Annotated in this window: 17 protein-coding genes and 1 pseudogene; 10 read left to right on the top strand and 8 right to left on the bottom strand. The window is 70.3% G+C overall.

All coding sequences use genetic code 11. The features are described 5' to 3' along the window. The first annotated feature begins 22 nt into the window (after positions 1-22). The 7 genes from JHN45_RS12540 to JHN45_RS54360 all read left to right on the top strand — a co-directional run bounded on the left by JHN45_RS12540 (position 23) and on the right by JHN45_RS54360 (position 4,695). Positions 23-1,225 (top strand): sensor histidine kinase, encoded by a 1,203-nt coding sequence (locus JHN45_RS12540; RefSeq protein ID WP_201049080.1) that lies wholly within the window; start codon positions 23-25, stop codon positions 1,223-1,225. Next, positions 1,222-1,896 carry a response regulator transcription factor gene (locus tag JHN45_RS12535; protein ID WP_201049079.1) on the top strand — a complete coding sequence of 225 codons (675 nt, stop codon included), beginning with the start codon at positions 1,222-1,224 and terminating at the stop codon, positions 1,894-1,896. The genes JHN45_RS12540 and JHN45_RS12535 overlap by 4 nt, the downstream gene beginning before the upstream one ends. Before the next feature lie 185 nt (positions 1,897-2,081). Continuing rightward, a complete protein-coding gene (locus JHN45_RS12530) occupies positions 2,082-2,297 on the top strand; it encodes a hypothetical protein (RefSeq protein ID WP_019074146.1) in 216 nt (71 codons plus the stop codon). 57 nt (positions 2,298-2,354) lie between these two features. After that, a complete protein-coding gene (locus tag JHN45_RS54365; protein ID WP_307783093.1) occupies positions 2,355-2,486 on the top strand; it encodes a hypothetical protein in 132 nt (43 codons plus the stop codon). Continuing rightward, positions 2,483-3,232 carry a DNA repair protein RecO gene (recO, locus tag JHN45_RS12520; RefSeq protein ID WP_200710768.1) on the top strand — a complete coding sequence of 250 codons (750 nt, stop codon included), beginning with the start codon at positions 2,483-2,485 and terminating at the stop codon, positions 3,230-3,232. The genes JHN45_RS54365 and recO overlap by 4 nt, the downstream gene beginning before the upstream one ends. Positions 3,233-3,285: 53 nt before the next feature. Continuing rightward, entirely contained in the window at positions 3,286-4,137 is an 852-nt protein-coding gene (locus JHN45_RS12515; protein WP_200710769.1) for an isoprenyl transferase, read from the top strand. Positions 4,138-4,182: 45 nt separating this feature from the next. Then, positions 4,183-4,695: a YcxB family protein gene (locus JHN45_RS54360; protein WP_201049078.1), complete on the top strand. Its 513-nt coding sequence runs from the start codon at positions 4,183-4,185 to the stop codon at positions 4,693-4,695. 10 nt (positions 4,696-4,705) lie between these two features. Here the strand turns inward: JHN45_RS54360 and JHN45_RS12505 are convergent, their stop codons facing one another. Genes JHN45_RS12505 through JHN45_RS12490 form a run of 4 tightly spaced genes read right to left on the bottom strand, consistent with a single transcriptional unit; the run spans position 4,706 to position 7,810 of the window. Continuing rightward, positions 4,706-5,122 (bottom strand): Fur family transcriptional regulator, encoded by a 417-nt coding sequence (locus JHN45_RS12505; protein WP_200710771.1) that lies wholly within the window; start codon positions 5,120-5,122, stop codon positions 4,706-4,708. A 59-nt stretch (positions 5,123-5,181) separates the two neighbouring features. Then, positions 5,182-6,084 (bottom strand): metal ABC transporter permease, encoded by a 903-nt coding sequence (locus JHN45_RS12500; protein WP_200710772.1) that lies wholly within the window; start codon positions 6,082-6,084, stop codon positions 5,182-5,184. After that, complete coding sequence (locus tag JHN45_RS12495; RefSeq protein WP_093626482.1) at positions 6,084-6,836, bottom strand: metal ABC transporter ATP-binding protein; 753 nt, start codon at positions 6,834-6,836, stop codon at positions 6,084-6,086. Before JHN45_RS12495 ends, JHN45_RS12500 begins: the two co-directional genes overlap by 1 nt. Before the next feature lie 17 nt (positions 6,837-6,853). Then, positions 6,854-7,810, bottom strand: coding sequence for a metal ABC transporter substrate-binding protein (locus JHN45_RS12490; RefSeq protein WP_200710773.1), 957 nt, complete (start codon positions 7,808-7,810; stop codon positions 6,854-6,856). Positions 7,811-7,941: 131 nt separating this feature from the next. Here JHN45_RS12490 and JHN45_RS12485 point away from each other — a divergent pair, with 131 nt between their 5' ends. Continuing rightward, entirely contained in the window at positions 7,942-9,324 is a 1,383-nt protein-coding gene (locus tag JHN45_RS12485) for a glycine--tRNA ligase (RefSeq protein ID WP_201049077.1), read from the top strand. A gap of 67 nt (positions 9,325-9,391) precedes the next feature. On the opposite strand, the gene JHN45_RS12480 is transcribed toward JHN45_RS12485, so the two are convergent. Continuing rightward, positions 9,392-10,438 (bottom strand): chitinase, encoded by a 1,047-nt coding sequence (locus JHN45_RS12480; protein ID WP_201049076.1) that lies wholly within the window; start codon positions 10,436-10,438, stop codon positions 9,392-9,394. A 175-nt stretch (positions 10,439-10,613) separates the two neighbouring features. On the opposite strand from JHN45_RS12480, the gene JHN45_RS12475 reads away from it, so the two are divergent. Next, the gene (locus JHN45_RS12475) at positions 10,614-11,642 is read left to right on the top strand and encodes an aldo/keto reductase (protein WP_200710776.1); all 1,029 of its coding nucleotides are present in this window, start codon (positions 10,614-10,616) and stop codon (positions 11,640-11,642) included. Between the two features lie 32 nt (positions 11,643-11,674). Then, entirely contained in the window at positions 11,675-12,259 is a 585-nt protein-coding gene (locus tag JHN45_RS12470; RefSeq protein ID WP_200710777.1) for a TetR family transcriptional regulator, read from the top strand. 6 nt (positions 12,260-12,265) lie between these two features. Here the strand turns inward: JHN45_RS12470 and JHN45_RS12465 are convergent, their stop codons facing one another. The 3 genes and pseudogenes from JHN45_RS12465 to JHN45_RS12455 all read right to left on the bottom strand — a co-directional run. Then, positions 12,266-13,393 (bottom strand): serine hydrolase, encoded by a 1,128-nt coding sequence (locus JHN45_RS12465; RefSeq protein ID WP_201049075.1) that lies wholly within the window; start codon positions 13,391-13,393, stop codon positions 12,266-12,268. A 126-nt stretch (positions 13,394-13,519) separates the two neighbouring features. Further along, complete coding sequence (locus JHN45_RS12460) at positions 13,520-13,726, bottom strand: hypothetical protein (RefSeq protein ID WP_200710779.1); 207 nt, start codon at positions 13,724-13,726, stop codon at positions 13,520-13,522. Between the two features lie 122 nt (positions 13,727-13,848). Further along, positions 13,849-15,032 (bottom strand): annotated as a pseudogene (locus tag JHN45_RS12455) (MFS transporter); the annotation flags it as partial.

Here is a 15,032-nt window from a genome sequence, read left to right as displayed (position 1 = left end):
CCCGCGCTCCTACGATCGCGGTATGCCCGCCACACCGACCCGGCCTCTGCTCAAGCGCGTGCCGCCGGTCGCCTGGACGGCCGTGCCCTGGATCTACGGCACGCTGTTCGCGATCCGGGCCTTCTTCCACCTCCCCCTCATGCCGACCGATCCCTTCCCGCCCACGCCGGACGGCTGGGTGCTCATCGCGTCGGGCAGTGTCCTCGCCCCGGCCGGATGCGCGCTGCTGCGCCGCCGCCCGCTGCCGGCGTTGGGGCTGCTGCTCGCGGGGACGTACGCCGTGACGCTGGGCCTGAACGGGCTGACCGTGGGCCTGGTCCACTACGCGGCGATCGACATCGCTGTCGGCTGGATCGCCACGACCGCCGACCGCCGCCGAAGCCTCACCGCCCTCGCCCTGGCGATCGCCGTCCTGCCCGCCCACCAACTCACCCGGACCGGTCTCGGCCGCCCCCTCCTCGCCGCCTATGACAACGGCCGGGGCGACTGGCAGAGCTGGTCGGTGCTCGTCCTCACGGCCGTCGTCGCCTGGCTGATCGGCAACTCCGTCCGGCAGAACCGCGTCTACGCCGAGCGGCTCACCACCCAGGCCGCGACCCAGGCCGTCACCGCCGAACGCCTGCGGATCGCCCGGGAGATGCACGACACCGTGGCCCACAGCATCGGCATCATCGCCCTCCAGGCGGGTGCGGCGGCCCGGGTCACCACCACCCAGCCGGAGGCCGCCCGGGAGGCGATGCGGGCGGTGGAGCACGAGGGCCGGGAGACGCTGGCCGGGCTGCGCCGCATGCTGGTCGCGCTGCGGGCGGCCGACAGCGAGCCGCCCGTCGCGGCCGCGGGCCTCGGCGACCTCGACCGCCTCGCCGCCACGACCACGGCGGCCGGGGTACGGGTCGAGGTGCGCCGCCGCGGTGAACCGCGTCAACTCCCGCCCGACATCGACCTGTCGGCCTTCCGCATCGTCCAGGAGTCCGTCACCAACGTCGTACGGCACGCGGGCACCCGCGCCTGCCGGGTCACCCTCGACTACCGCGCCGACGAACTCGCCCTGGAGGTCACGGACGACGGACGAGGCCACGAAACCGGCACCGGCACCGGCTTCGGGCTGGCCGGTATGCGCGAGCGAGTGGCGCTGCTGCACGGGGAGTTCACGGCCGCACCGCGTCCCGAGGGCGGCTTCCGGGTCGCGGCCCGCCTGCCCGCACCGGCGACGGCGGCCCGATGAACGGCCCCGTCCGCGTGCTCCTCGCCGACGACCAGCAACTCATCCGCACGGCACTGCGCATGGTGATGGCCGACCTCGACGACATGGAGGTCGTCGGCGAGGCGAGCACCGGCGCCGAGGCGGTACGGCTCACGGCCGAACTCGCCCCGGACGTCGTGGTGATGGACATCCGCATGCCCGGGATGGACGGCATCGAGGCCACCCGCGGCATCACCACCGATCCGGCGGAGAACTCGGCGGCGGCCCGGGTCCTCGTCCTCACCACCTTCGACGACGACGACTACGTCTACGGCGCGCTGCGCGCCGGCGCGTCCGGGTTCCTGGTCAAGGACATGGCCCTGGACGACATCATCGGCGCGGTCCGCGTGGTGGCCGCCGGGGACGCCCTGATCGCCCCGAGCGTGACCCGGCGCCTGATCCGGCACTTCGCCTCGTCCCGCCCCGAACAGGCCACCGCCCGCCGCGAGTTGAGGGGCGTCACGGAGCGGGAACGCGAGGTGCTGACCCTGGTCGGCTCGGGGCTGTCCAACACGGAGATCGCGGCCGAGCTGTGCATCACCGTCGCCACCGTGAAGACCTATCTCACCCGGCTCTTCACCAAGTTGGACGCGCGCGACCGGGTCCAGCTGGTGATCCTCGCCTATGAGGCGGGACTTGTGTCCGTGAACTAGGTGACACCCCGTCGACAGACTCCTGCCGAGTGTAGGCGGAGCAAGGCACCCCGGAGAGGAGAAGCGTGAAACCCGGAAGGGGAGGGGAGCCAGGTGTGGGCACACTGCTCGGAGGCGGAGGACACCTTGAGGGAATCGTGGTCGGTGCCGTTGGTCGCCGGAGTTGTTCGGGTGCGAGGAGTGCGATGAAGCCGACTGTCGGATCGGTCGCCGTGGACACCCGGACCGGGAGAGTGGGCATCGTCATGGGCCACGAGGGACCCTACGTCCAGCTGCGGCCGTACGGCGGCGGACGGGAGTGGGACGCCGAACCGGCCGCCGTGCGCGACGCGACCCCGGCCGAGCGGCTCAGCGCGGCGACCGCGTACGCGAACGCCCGCAGCCGCGGCGAGGTGCCTTGAGGCACTGGTGCCCGGGAACGTCGTAGGGCCGCTGGGCCGTAGGGGACAATGGGAGCCATGAGTCTGTTCCGCGACGACGGCATCGTGCTGCGCACCCAGAAGCTGGGCGAGGCGGACCGGATCATGCTGCAGTCTCCCGGGGGCCGACCCCCGTACCCCCGGCAGAAAACCCGCGGGGGTGCCCGATGAGTCTCTTCCGGGACGACGGCATTGTCCTGCGCACCCAGAAACTCGGTGAGGCGGACCGGATCATCACGCTGCTCACGCGGGGGCACGGGCGGGTACGCGCGGTGGCGCGCGGGGTGCGGCGGACCAAGTCGAAGTTCGGGGCCAGGCTGGAGCCCTTCTCGCATGTGGACGTCCAGTTCTTCGCGCGGGGGAGCGAACTGATCGGCCGCGGGCTGCCGTTGTGCACCCAGAGTGAGACGATCGCTCCGTACGGTGGCGGGATCGTGAGCGACTACGCCCGCTACACCGCCGGTACGGCGATGCTGGAGACGGCGGAGCGGTTCGCCGACCACGAGGGCGAACCCGCCGTACAGCAGTATCTGCTGCTGGTGGGCGGGTTGCGGACGCTCGCCGGCGGGGAGCACGCGCCGCATCTGATTCTCGACGCGTTCCTGCTGCGGTCGCTCGCCGTCAACGGGTACGCCCCGAGCTTCGGAGACTGTGCGAAGTGCGGCATGGCCGGACCCAACCGGTTCTTCTCCGTGGCGTCCGGCGGCGTCGTCTGCGCGGACTGCCGGCCGGCCGGGAGCGTCGTACCCTCACCGCAGGCCCTCGAACTGCTCGGTGCGCTGCTCACGGGAGACTGGGAGACGGCGGACGCGTGCGAGGCACGGCATGTGCGGGAGGGGAGCGGGCTGGTCTCCGCCTATCTGCACTGGCATCTGGAACGCGGGCTGCGCTCGCTGCGGTACGTGGAGAAGTCGTAGGTCGTCGTAGGTCGTCGTAAGTCATAGAGGTCGTAGAGGGAGACGGGAACGTCATGGTTGTACGCGGGATCCTGGGGCGCCAGCGGCGTGAGTACAGGGCGCCGGAGCCGCACCCGTCGGGGGCCACCGCGCCGAAGCTGCCGGGTGAGCTGATTCCGAAGCACGTGGCGATCGTCATGGACGGGAACGGGCGGTGGGCGAAGCAGCGCGGGCTGCCGCGCACGGAGGGCCACAAGGTCGGCGCCGAGCGGGTGTTGGACGTGTTGCAGGGCGGCGTCGAGATGGGCGTCGGCGCGATCTCGCTGTACGCCTTCTCCACCGAGAACTGGAAGCGCTCGCCCGACGAGGTGCGCTTCCTGATGAACTTCAACCGCGACTTCATCCGCAAGACCCGCGACACCCTCGACGAACTCGGCATCCGGGTGCGGTGGGTGGGGCGTATGCCCAAGCTGTGGCGGTCGGTGGCGAAAGAGCTCCAGATCGCTCAGGAGCAGACCAAGAACAACGACGCGCTCACGCTGTACTTCTGCATGAACTACGGCGGCCAGGCCGAAATCGGCGACGCCGCACGGGCGTTGGCGGAGGACGTGAAGGCCGGCAAGCTCGACCCGTCGAAGGTCAACGAGAAGACCCTCGCGAAGTACCTGTACTACCCGGACATGCCGGACGTGGACCTGTTCCTGCGCCCCAGCGGCGAGCAGCGCACCTCCAACTTCCTTCTCTGGCAGAGCGCTTACGCCGAGCTGGTTTTCCAGGACGTGCTGTGGCCGGACTTCGACCGCCGTGACCTGTGGCGCGCCTGCGTCGAATTCGCCCAGCGGGACCGGCGGTTCGGCGGCGCGGTACCGAACGAGAAGCTGCTCGCGATGGAAGCGGCGATGCGGGGGCGGCCCGAGGAGGGCTAGACACTACGGCTACGATCCCGCCTCATGGACATGGGGCGGGATGACGTGACAGGGCGAGTGGTCGAGCTGGAGTTCCGGCCGGTCGTCGAGGACTTCGCGGCGGCGCTGAGAGCGCGCAGAAGCGTCCTCCCGTCGACGCGAAGACAGCGCTGGCTGCTGGTGATCGGGGTCTTCTGCATCGCCATGGCGACCGTGACCTCACTGAACAAGGGCGAGTCGATACCGATCCCCATGATCGCCGGCGCGTGCGCCGTGGTGTTGCTGGTGGTGTTCATGCCCCGGATCCAAGCCCGCCAGTTCCAGCGCCTCGCCCAGCAGCGGGGCGTGATCCGGGTCACCGTGACGGACGTCGGGGTCACCGTGGCCGGCGACGACTCGTCCACCTCGCTCCAGTGGACCGTGCAGCCCCGCTACCGGGAGACGGCGGACGGCTTCTACATGTTCAGCCCTGAGAAGAACGCCGCCAACTTCACGATGCTGCCCAAGCGCGGCCTGCGGGACCCCGCCGACGCGGACCGGCTGCGAGAGATCCTCGACGCCCACCTCAGCCGGGTCTAGGCCGCAGGGCCTATCCGGCCGCCGCCGCGCACTCCGCGCACGTGCCGAAGATCTCCACCGTGTGGGCCACGTTCACATAGCCGTGTTCCGCCGCGATCGCCTCCGCCCACTTCTCGACGGCCGGGCCCTCGACCTCGACCGCCTTGCCGCAGACGCGGCAGACGAGGTGGTGGTGGTGATCGCCGCTGGAGCAGCGGCGGTAGACGGACTCGCCCTCGTCGGTGCGCAGGACGTCCACCTCGCCGGCGTCGGCGAGGGACTGGAGCGTGCGGTAGACCGTGGTCAGGCCGACCGAGTCGCCCTTGTGCTTGAGCATGTCGTGCAGTTCCTGGGCGCTGCGGAACTCGTCCACCTCGTTGAGCGCCGCCGACACGGCGGCACGCTGGCGGGTGGATCGTCCCTTCACGGGCGGGCCGGCCGTCGTCACCGTTGCCTCCTCACGTCTGCACTTTGCCGGGCCATTGTGCCAGCCCGGACTGTGCTTGGTCAGACGCCGACCTCGTCGGCGGCCCCCCGGGTGGCTGGAATCACGCACTCCACCGGGTCTCCGGCGGGCCGCGCGGCGGCCGCCGCCCGGGCCCGGCGGCGGGCGAGCGGGGTCGCGAGGGCGGTGAGCGCGATGAATGTGCCGATGGTCAGGAGCACGATCGTCGCGCCGGGCGGGACGTTCTGGTAGTACGAGGTGACCGTGCCGCCGATGGTCACGCTCACGCCGATCGCCACCGCGATCACGAAGGTCGCGGCGAAGCTCCGGCTCAGCTGCTGGGCGGCGGCCACCGGGACCACCATCAGCGCGGACACCAGCAGCAGTCCGACGACCCGCATCGCGACGGTCACCGTGACGGCCGCCGTGACGGCCGTCAGCAGGTTCAGCGCGCGCACCGGCAGCCCGGTGACCCGCGCGAACTCCTCGTCCTGGCTGACCGCGAACAGCTGCCTGCGCAGCCCCAGCGTGACGACCACCACGAAGGCGGCGAGCAGACAGATCGCGGTCACGTCGGACTGCGAGACCGTCGACAGCGATCCGAAGAGGTACGACGTGAGGTTCGCGTTGGAGCCCGTGGGCGCGAGGTTGATGAACATCACGCCGCCGGCCATACCGCCGTAGAAGAGCATCGCGAGGGCGATGTCGCCGCGGGTCTTGCCGTACCAGCGGATCAGTTCCATGAGGATCGCGCCGAGCACGGAGACCCCGGTGGCCATCCAGACCGGGGAGGTGTTCAGGAGGAAGCCGAGGCCCACGCCCGTCATGGCGACGTGGCCGATGCCGTCGCCCATGAGGGCCTGGCGGCGCATGACGAGGTAGATGCCGACGGCGGGGGCGGTGATGCCGACCAGGACGGCGGCGAGCAGGGCCCGCTGCATGAAGGCGTAGTTCAGGAAGTCCATCAGCTCAGCAGTCCTGTGTGGAGCGGCTCGTGCGGGTGTACGTGGTCGTGGCCGGGCAGCGCGTGCTGGCCCAGCGCGCGCGGCGGCGGGCCGTCGTGCTGCACGCAGCCGTCGCGCAGGACGACCGCGCGGTCGATCAGGGGCTCCAGCGGGCCGAGTTCGTGGAGCACGAGCAACACCGTTGTGCCCTCGGCGACTTGGCGGGACAGGGTGTCCGCGAGCACCTGCTGGCTGGCCAGGTCGACGCCCGCCATCGGCTCGTCCATGATCAGCAGTTCGGGTTCGGCGGCGAGCGCGCGGGCGATCAGCACCCGCTGGTGCTGGCCGCCGGACAGCGCGTTCACCGAGTCCTTGGCACGGTCGGCCATGCCGACCAGCTCCAGGGCGTGCCGTACGGCCGCGTGGTCCGCCTTGCGCAGCAGGCCGAAGCGGGTGCGGGAGAGGCGGCCGGAGGTGACGATCTCGGTGACCGTGGCGGGCACTCCGCCCGCGGCCGTGGTGCGCTGCGGTACGTACCCCACACGCCGCCAGTCCCGGAAGCGGGCCCGGTCCGTGCCGAACAGCTCGATCTCGCCCTCGCTGAGGGGGACTTGGCCGATGATCGTGCGGATCGCGGTCGACTTGCCGGAGCCGTTGGCGCCGAGCAGCGCGACGACCTCACCGCGGTGCACGGTGAGGTCGATGCCGCGCAGGACGGGGCGCGAGCCCAGCTCGGCGCGGACTCCGCGCAGCGATATGACGGGCTCGCCCATGACGTCCTCCGTAACGGTCACTTGGTTCCCAGCGCGGTCTGCAGCGCCTTGAGGTTGGCCCGCTGGACCGAGAAGTAGTCCGTGCCGCGGGACTTCTTCGTGATGCCCTCGATGGGGTCGAGGACGTCGGTCTTCAGATGCGCGTCGGCGGCGACGGTCTTCGCGGTCTTGTCGCTGACGAGCGTCTCGTAGAACACGGTGGTGACGCCGTCGGCCTTGGCCATCTTCTCAAGGTCCTTGACCCGCTCGGCACTGGGCTCCGACTCGGGGTCGAGGCCGTTGATGGCCTCCTCGGTGAGGCCGTAGCGCTCGGCGAGGTAGCCGAAGGCGGCGTGGGTGGTGATGAACACCTTGGTCTTCGTGTTCGCCAGCCCGGCCTTGAACTCCGTGTTGAGCGCGTTCAGCTTCTCGACCAGGGCCGCGGTGTTGGCCTTGTAGTCGGCCGCGTTGTCGGGGTCGGCCTTCTCGAAGGCCTTGCCGACGCCCGCGGCGACCTGGGCGTAGCGCACCGGGTCGAGCCAGATGTGCGGGTCGAGGCCGGCCAGTTCCTCGTTCTTCGAGGTGTCGTGGGAGGCCGCGTGGCCGCCGACCTCGTTGCCGTGCTTCTCCAGCGTGGTCAGGGAGGCGGCGTCGATCTTCGTCCTGGGCCCGGACTGGCTCACCGCGTCGTCGACGGCGGGCTGGAGGTTCTTGAGGTAGAGCACGGCGTCGGACTCGCCCAGCGCGGCGGTCTGCTGCGCGCTGATCTCCAGGTCGTGCGGCTCCTGGCCGGGCTTGGTGAGGCTGGTGACGTGGACGTGGCTCCCGCCGATCTGCTCGGCGAGGTACTGCATCGGGTAGAACGACGCGACGACGTCGAACTTGTCGGTCTGGGCTGCCGCCGCGCTGTCGGAGCAGGCCGAGAGGGTCCCGAGGCCGAGGGCGGTGGCCGCGGCTATCGCGATCCCGGATATGTGGCGTCGTCGTACGTTCATGACAGTCATTTTCAACTGAGATGGAAACCGTTGTCAACAAGGTTCGAGTACGGAACCGATTTGATACGGAGGTAGGAGGCGCCGGTAACCTAAGTCATTCGCCGCCGTCCATTCGTCATGAAGAGAGCATCGTGGCCGCCGACAAGATCGACACCATCGTCAGCCTGAGCAAGCGCCGTGGCTTCGTATTCCCCAGTAGTGAGATCTACGGTGGCCAGAAGGCCGCCTGGGACTACGGACCCCTGGGTGTCGAGCTCAAGGAGAACCTGAAGCGCCAGTGGTGGCGCTACATGGTGACGTCGCGCGAGGACGTGGTCGGTATCGACTCGTCCGTGATCCTGGCCCCCGAGGTGTGGGTCGCCTCCGGCCATGTCGCCACCTTCTCGGACCCGCTGACCGAGTGCACCTCCTGTCACAAGCGGTTCCGCGCGGACCACCTGGAGGAGGCGTACGAGGCCAAGCACGGCCGCGCCCCCCAGAACGGCCTTGCCGACATCAACTGCCCCAACTGCGGCAACAAGGGCCAGTTCACCGAGCCCAAGGAGTTCTCGGGCCTGCTCTCCACCCACCTGGGCCCGACGCAGGACACCGGCTCCATCGCCTACCTGCGCCCCGAGACCGCCCAGGGCATCTTCACCAACTTCGCCCAGGTGCACGTCGCTTCGCGCAAGAAGCCGCCGTTCGGCATCGCGCAGATGGGCAAGTCCTTCCGCAACGAGATCACGCCCGGCAACTTCATCTTCCGCACCCGCGAGTTCGAGCAGATGGAGATGGAGTTCTTCGTCAAGCCGGGCGAGGACGAGAAGTGGCAGGAGTACTGGATGGAGCAGCGCTGGAACTGGTACACCGGCCTGGGCATGCGCGAGGAGAACATGCGGTGGTACGACCACCCCAAGGAGAAGCTCTCCCACTACTCCAAGCGCACCGCCGACATCGAGTACCGCTTCCAGTTCGGCGGCAACGAGTGGGGTGAGTTGGAGGGCGTCGCCAACCGCACCGACTACGACCTCACCGCGCACTCCAAGGCCTCCGGCCAGGACCTCGTCTACTACGACCAGGAGGCCCAGGAGCGCTGGACGCCCTACGTCATCGAGCCCGCCGCCGGTGTCGGCCGCGCGATGCTGGCGTTCCTGCTCGACGCCTACGTCGAGGACGAAGCCCCCAACGCCAAGGGCAAGTTGGAGAAGCGCACGGTGCTGCGCCTCGACCACCGCCTGGCCCCGGTGAAGGTCGCGGTGCTCCCGCTGTCCCGCAACCCCGAGCTGTCCCCGAAGGCCAAGGGCCTCGCCCAGGCGCTGCGGCAGAACTGGAACATCGAGTTCGACGACGCCGGCGCCATCGGCCGCCGCTACCGCCGCCAGGACGAGATCGGCACGCCGTACTGCGTGACGGTCGACTTCGACACCCTTGAGGACAACGCGGTGACGGTCCGCGAGCGCGACTCCATGAAGCAGGAGCGCGTGTCGCTGGACCAGATCGAGGGCTACCTCGCGGGTCGCCTGATCGGCGCCTAGCCTCAACTCCGTTCAAACGAAAGGCCGGACGAGCCGAGTGGCTCGTCCGGCCTTTCGCATGGGGGTCTCAACGCCCTTGCAGCGCCTTCACGTTGTCGCCGAACGTCCAGTTCTTCGAGCCGTCCCAGTTCAGCGACCAGGTCATCAGGCCCTTGAGATACGTGCCGTAGTGCCGCCAGGCCTGGGAGACCAGGGACGGGGTCATGTAGCCGCCGCCGGCGCCCGACTGGGCGGGCAGGCCAGGTACTTGCTTGTCGTACGGGACCTTGATCGTCGTACCCTGCACGACGAGGCCCTTGTTGAGGCAGTCGGTCTGGGCGGTGAAGCCCGCGACCGTGCCGGCCGAGTACGAGTCGCCGGAGCAGCCGTACAGGCTGCCGTTGTAGTACTGCATGTTGAGCCACCACAGGCGGCCGTTGTCCGCGTACTTCTTGACGATCGGCAGGTACGCGCCCCAGATCGAGCCGTACGTGATGCTGCCGCCGGTGACGTACGCGGTCTCCGGGGCCATCGTCAGGCCGAAGTTGGACGGCATCTGGGCGAGGATGCCGTCGATGATGCGGATCAAGTTGGCCTGGGATGTCGAGAGTTGGCCGATGTTTCCACTGCCGACCAGGCCGGTCTCGATGTCGATGTCTATGCCGTCGAAGTTGTACTTCTTCAGGATCGGGACGATCGTCGAGACGAACTTGTTCGCCACGGTGGTCGAGCTGAGGTCGATGCCCGCGGCCGCGCCGCCGATCGACATCAGGATCGTCTGGCCCGACGCCTTCGCCGCGCACATCTCGGCGGGCGTGGCCACCTTCACCCCGGCGTCCATGCCGTCCTCCCAGAGAGCCGTTCCGTCGGAACGGATCACCGGGAAGGCCGCGTTGATCACGTTGTAACCGTGCGTGGCGATCGCGGAGTTGGTGATCGGGGTCCAGCCGAAGGGCGGGTGGACGCCGTTGGACGAGCCGTCCCAGTTCTCCCAGTAGCCCTGGAGAACCTTGCCGGCCGGGCGGGACTTGACGGCGCAGGTGTCGGCCGCGGAGGCGGTGGGTGCGGTGGCGATCCCGAGGGGGACGACGAGGGCGGCCGCGGTCAGGGCGGCGGTGAGCAGGCGGCGGAGCATACGGGGCCTCCCGGTGGGGGTGCGGTGAGGTGTCGTAGGCATGACAGTGCTGGCATGAGAGTGCGCGTGGTCCAGACCTTTCGTCAAGAGGTATGGACCACTCCGGCGGCAGTAAAAGTGAGAGTTGGAATGACAGATATTGAAATCTGTCAGTTGTCATGCCAAGGTGGTCCGCATGACGATCCCCACGACCCCCCCGATCCCCACACGCTCGCTCGGCACCACCGGCCCCCGGGTCTCCGCCCTCGGCCTCGGCTGCATGGCCATGTCCTCCGCCTACGCCGAGGCCGACCGGACCGAGGCCATCGCGACCATCCACGCCGCCCTCGAAGCGGGCGTCACCCTGCTCGACACCGGCGACTTCTACACCATGGGCCACAACGAGATGCTGATCGGCGAGGCCCTGCGCGCCGCCCCCGCCGCCCGCCGCGAACAGGCGCTCACCAGCGTGAAGTTCGGGGCGCTGCGCGGTGCGGACGGTGCCTGGAACGGGTACGACGGCCGGCCCGCCGCCGTGAAGAACTTCGCCGCCTACTCCCTCCAGCGCCTCGGCGTCGACCACATCGACGTGTACCGGATCGCCCGGGTCGACCCCGACGTACCGATCGAGGAGACGGTCGGCGCGATCGCCGAACTGGTCGAGCAGGGCTACGTCCGGCACATCGGCCTCAGCGAGGCGGGCGCCGACACGATCCGCCGGGCCGCCGCCGTAGCGCCCATCGCGGACGTGCAGCTGGAGTACTCGCTGATCACCCGGGGCATCGAGGACCGCATTCTGCCGGCCACCCGTGAACTGGGCATCTCCGTCACCGCGTACGGCGTGCTGTCCCGCGGTCTGATCTCCGGGCACTTCGCCGCCGACCGGCAGCTCGGCGCGAGCGACTACCGGACGTACTCGCCGCGCTTCCAGGGCGACAACCTCCAGCACAACCTCGGCCTGGTCGAGCAGCTGCGGAAGCTCGCCGAACAGAAGGGCGTCACCGTCGCGCAGCTCGCCACGGCCTGGGTGCTGTCCCGGGGCGAGGACATCGTGCCGCTGATCGGCGCGCGGACCCCGGAGCGCCTGACCGAGTCGCTGGGCGCGCTGGACGTCGTACTGGACGCGGCCGACCTGGCCGCGATCGAGGCGGCCGTACCGGCGGACTCGGCGCTCGGCGAGCGCTACCCGGCCGCGGCGATGGCGCACCTCGACAGCGAGCACTGATCCGCATCCGGCCTGCGGGTACGGTCTTCCCCATGGCAGCGAGCGAGACCCTGACCGCCGAGCGCATCCTCGAAGTGACCGAGGAGGTGCTGCGCCGCCACGGCCCCGCGAAGGCGACCGTGGTGGACGTGGCCCGCGCGCTCGGCGTCAGCCACGGCACCGTCTACCGGCACTTCGGGACGAAGGCGGCGCTGCGCGAGGCGGTCACCAAGCGCTGGCTGGACCGTACGGCGTCGACGCTGGCGGGTTTCGTGGCGGAGGACCGCGGCCCGGAGGACCGGCTGCGGGCCTGGCTCGCGGGGCTGTTCGAGGCCAAGCGGCAGAAGGCGGGCGGCGATCCCGAGCTGTTCGCCACGTACTCGGTGCTCGCGGAGGACGCGGTCGACGTCGTCGGCGCGCACATCGACGAGCTGACCGGCCAGCTCACCGAGATCGTCCGGGCGGGCGTCGACGCCGGAGTCTTCACGGTCTCCGACCCGGCCGTCGCCGCCCGCACCGTCTTCCAGGCCACGGGCCGCTTCCACGACCCGTCCTACGCGCGGGAGTGGCTGAAGCCGGGCGTGGAGGCGGAGTTCGAGGCGATGGTGGAACTGCTGCTGCGCGGGTTGCGCGGCTGACGGCCTTCAGGCCGTGCACTCCCAGAACTCCCGCATCAGCCGCATCGGTGTCGGGCCCGTCATCGCCACCTGGGTCAGCAGGATCGTGACCGTGTCCGTCGGCGGGACGATGTGGGCCGTGGTGCCGGTGCCGCCGATCCAGCCGTAGCGGCCGGGGACGTTCCACGGGTCGATCGCGTCTACGTCGACCTGGCCGCCGTAGCCCCAGCCCTGGCCCTCCAGGAAGAGGGTCGCGGCCTCGCGCTGGGCGGCCGTGAGGTGGTTCGTGGTCATGCGGCTCACTGAAGTGGGGGAGAGGAGTCCCTGCCCGCCGGCCAGCAGCATGCGGGCGAACGCCAGCCAGTCGTCGGCCGTGGAGACCAGGGCCCCGCCGCCCGAGGGGAAGCGCGGGACGCGGCTGTAGTCGCCGTCCGGGGTGTCCGTGAGGCGCAGGGTGCCGTCCTCGGCCGGGGCGTAGGACGAGGTGAAGCGGTCGCGTTTCGAGGCCGGTACCTCGAAGCCGGTGTCCCTCATGCCCAGCGGTTCGAAGAACCGCTCCGCCAGGAGGTCGGGGAAAGCGCGGCCCGACACCCGGGCGGCCAGGATGCCCTGGAGGGCGGACGAGGTGCCGTAGAGCCAGGCCTCGCCCGGCTGGTGCAGCATCGGCACCTGGGCGAGTTGGCCGAGCCAGGTGTCCGGGTCCGGCCAGTCGCCGAAGGGGCGGCTGTGGTCCTGGATCGCGAACAGGGACTGCGCGGCGGGCAGTCCGAAGTCGGAGGGGAGTCCCCAGCCGGTGCGGAAGCTGAGCAAGTCCTCGACGGTGACCGGGCGTTCGGCCGCCACGACGTCGTCGACGGGGCTCGTGGGTGTGCGGACCACCATCGGCTTCGCCAGCTCCGGCAGCCACTCGGCCACCGGGTCGTCGAGCCCGATCCGGCCCTCGTCCACCAGCGTCAGCAGCGCCGCCGCCGTGATCGGCTTGGTGATCGACGCGATCCGGAAGATCGAGTCGCGGGCCATCGGCGCGGTGCCCTCGACGTCGGCGGAGCCGACGGCCACCACCTCGACGTCGTCGCCACGGGCCACCAGGCCCACCGCCCCCGGCACGGTGCCGTCGTCGACGGATCGCCGCAGGGTGTCGTGGAGAGAGTTCATCGGTCGGCCTTCCGGTCCGGGGAGTCGTATCGCATACGGTCATCTCGCATACGGTCATCTCGCATACGGTCGTGCCGCACACGCCGGATACGACTCCCCCCGCCCCGCGAACTCATCGCTGCCCGCTCAGCCGCCGGACGGATCCACCGTCGCCTGGTGCTCCTCCGCCAGATGCTCCTCCGCCTTCAGCCACGGCAGGAACTGCGCGCTCTTCTTCCAGCCGCAGGTGTCGCACACGATCATGCGCTGCGCGCCCTTGCGCTGCACGCGGACGACATGTTCCCGCCCGTGCTGGTCCCAGCGGCTCACCTTGCTCGTGTTGATCTGCAACATGCGCCTCGCCTCCGCTCAGGAGTCTCCGGCAAGGAGTGTGCAGCAAGACCAACATCAACGGGGCACAATTCACGGCGAGTTGTCCAAGCTGTGAACATGTCATCCCACTGTTCGTCCCGCGGTCAGCCGATCGTGCGCGGCAGCCGCAGGCTGAGCAGCCCGGTCAGCACCACACCCGCCAGCTGCACCAGCAGCGTGGTCACCAGCGCGTCCCGCATGCCCATGCCCGGGATCAGCGACAGGAACAGCGTGCCGAGGGTGGCCACGCCCAGCGCCAGCGCCGACTGCTGGGTGGTCACCATCACGCCGGCAGCAGCTCGACAAAGCCCAGGTCCGGCCAGGAGCGCCACGCGGCCAGCACGATCAGGCCCACGCCCACCCCCTGCACGACCGACCCCACCGCCACGACCCGGGTGCCGTACCGGGTCACCAGACGCGGCCCGGCCAGCGAGACGAGGAAGAAGGCCACGGCCATCGGGGCCAGCGCCAGGCCGGCCGCGACCGGGCCCAGGTCGGCGCCGCGCTGCAGCCCCACCGCGATCACGAACATGAACCCGGAGAAGCCGATCGACAGCGGCAGGATGATCGTCAGCCCGCGCCGCAGCGAGGTCAGCGCCAGCAGGCTCGGCGGCACCAGCGGCGTACGGCCCTGCCGGTCCGCCCGGCGCTCCACCGCGTAGAACGCGGACACGATCCCCGGGAACGCGGCCAGCGACAGCCACGTCCACAGCGGCCAGCCCGCCGCCCGGCCCTCGGTCAGCGGCACCAGCAGCGCCAGCAGCGACGCGGCCAGCAGGAAGGTGCCGGGCACGTCCACCGGCTCCGGGTGCTGCGAACGCGTCTCCGGTACGACCTTGGCGGCCAGGAACAGTCCTACGACGACCACCGGCACGTTCACTAGGAACACCGCGCGCCAGCCGGTGCCCCAGATGTCGGCGGCGACCAGGACCCCGCCGAGGATCTGCCCGGCCACCATGGCGAGGCCGGCCGTCGCGCCGTACAGGCCCATCGCCTTGGCGCGGCGCGGGCCCTGGGTCGCGGCCTGGATGGTCGCGAGCACCTGCGGGAGCATCGCGGCGGAGGCCGCGCCCTGCGCGATCCGCGCGGCGACCAGCGTCCAGGCGGTCGGCGCGAGCCCGCAGGCCAGCGAGGTCACGCCGAACGCGGCCATCCCGCCCAGGAAGAGCCGACGGCGCCCGAACAGGTCGCCGAGCCGGCCGCCGAGGACGAGCAGCACGGCGTACGAGACTCCGTAGCCGGCGACGACGAGTTCGAGGACGGCCTCGCTGGCCGAGAGGTCCTTGCC

It is taken from the genome of Streptomyces sp. MBT53 (assembly GCF_016654115.1).
Classification (GTDB): domain Bacteria; phylum Actinomycetota; class Actinomycetes; order Streptomycetales; family Streptomycetaceae; genus Streptomyces.
Note: the sequence above shows the minus strand (reverse complement) of the source record. Positions and strands in the feature narration are given on the sequence as shown.

Coding starts and splice junctions, on each gene's coding strand:
- JHN45_RS12540 (WP_201049080.1), top strand. CDS start 23: ATGCCCGCCACACCGACCCGGCCTCTGCTCAAGCGCGTGCCGCCGGTC.
- JHN45_RS12535 (WP_201049079.1), top strand. CDS start 1,222: ATGAACGGCCCCGTCCGCGTGCTCCTCGCCGACGACCAGCAACTCATC.
- JHN45_RS12530 (WP_019074146.1), top strand. CDS start 2,082: ATGAAGCCGACTGTCGGATCGGTCGCCGTGGACACCCGGACCGGGAGA.
- JHN45_RS54365 (WP_307783093.1), top strand. CDS start 2,355: ATGAGTCTGTTCCGCGACGACGGCATCGTGCTGCGCACCCAGAAGCTG.
- recO (WP_200710768.1), top strand. CDS start 2,483: ATGAGTCTCTTCCGGGACGACGGCATTGTCCTGCGCACCCAGAAACTC.
- JHN45_RS12515 (WP_200710769.1), top strand. CDS start 3,286: ATGGTTGTACGCGGGATCCTGGGGCGCCAGCGGCGTGAGTACAGGGCG.
- JHN45_RS12500 (WP_200710772.1), bottom strand. CDS start 6,084: ATGGACTTCCTGAACTACGCCTTCATGCAGCGGGCCCTGCTCGCCGCC.
- JHN45_RS12495 (WP_093626482.1), bottom strand. CDS start 6,836: ATGGGCGAGCCCGTCATATCGCTGCGCGGAGTCCGCGCCGAGCTGGGC.
- JHN45_RS12490 (WP_200710773.1), bottom strand. CDS start 7,810: ATGAACGTACGACGACGCCACATATCCGGGATCGCGATAGCCGCGGCC.
- JHN45_RS12480 (WP_201049076.1), bottom strand. CDS start 10,438: ATGCTCCGCCGCCTGCTCACCGCCGCCCTGACCGCGGCCGCCCTCGTC.
- JHN45_RS12475 (WP_200710776.1), top strand. CDS start 10,614: ATGACGATCCCCACGACCCCCCCGATCCCCACACGCTCGCTCGGCACC.
- JHN45_RS12470 (WP_200710777.1), top strand. CDS start 11,675: ATGGCAGCGAGCGAGACCCTGACCGCCGAGCGCATCCTCGAAGTGACC.
- JHN45_RS12465 (WP_201049075.1), bottom strand. CDS start 13,393: ATGAACTCTCTCCACGACACCCTGCGGCGATCCGTCGACGACGGCACC.
- JHN45_RS12460 (WP_200710779.1), bottom strand. CDS start 13,726: ATGTTGCAGATCAACACGAGCAAGGTGAGCCGCTGGGACCAGCACGGG.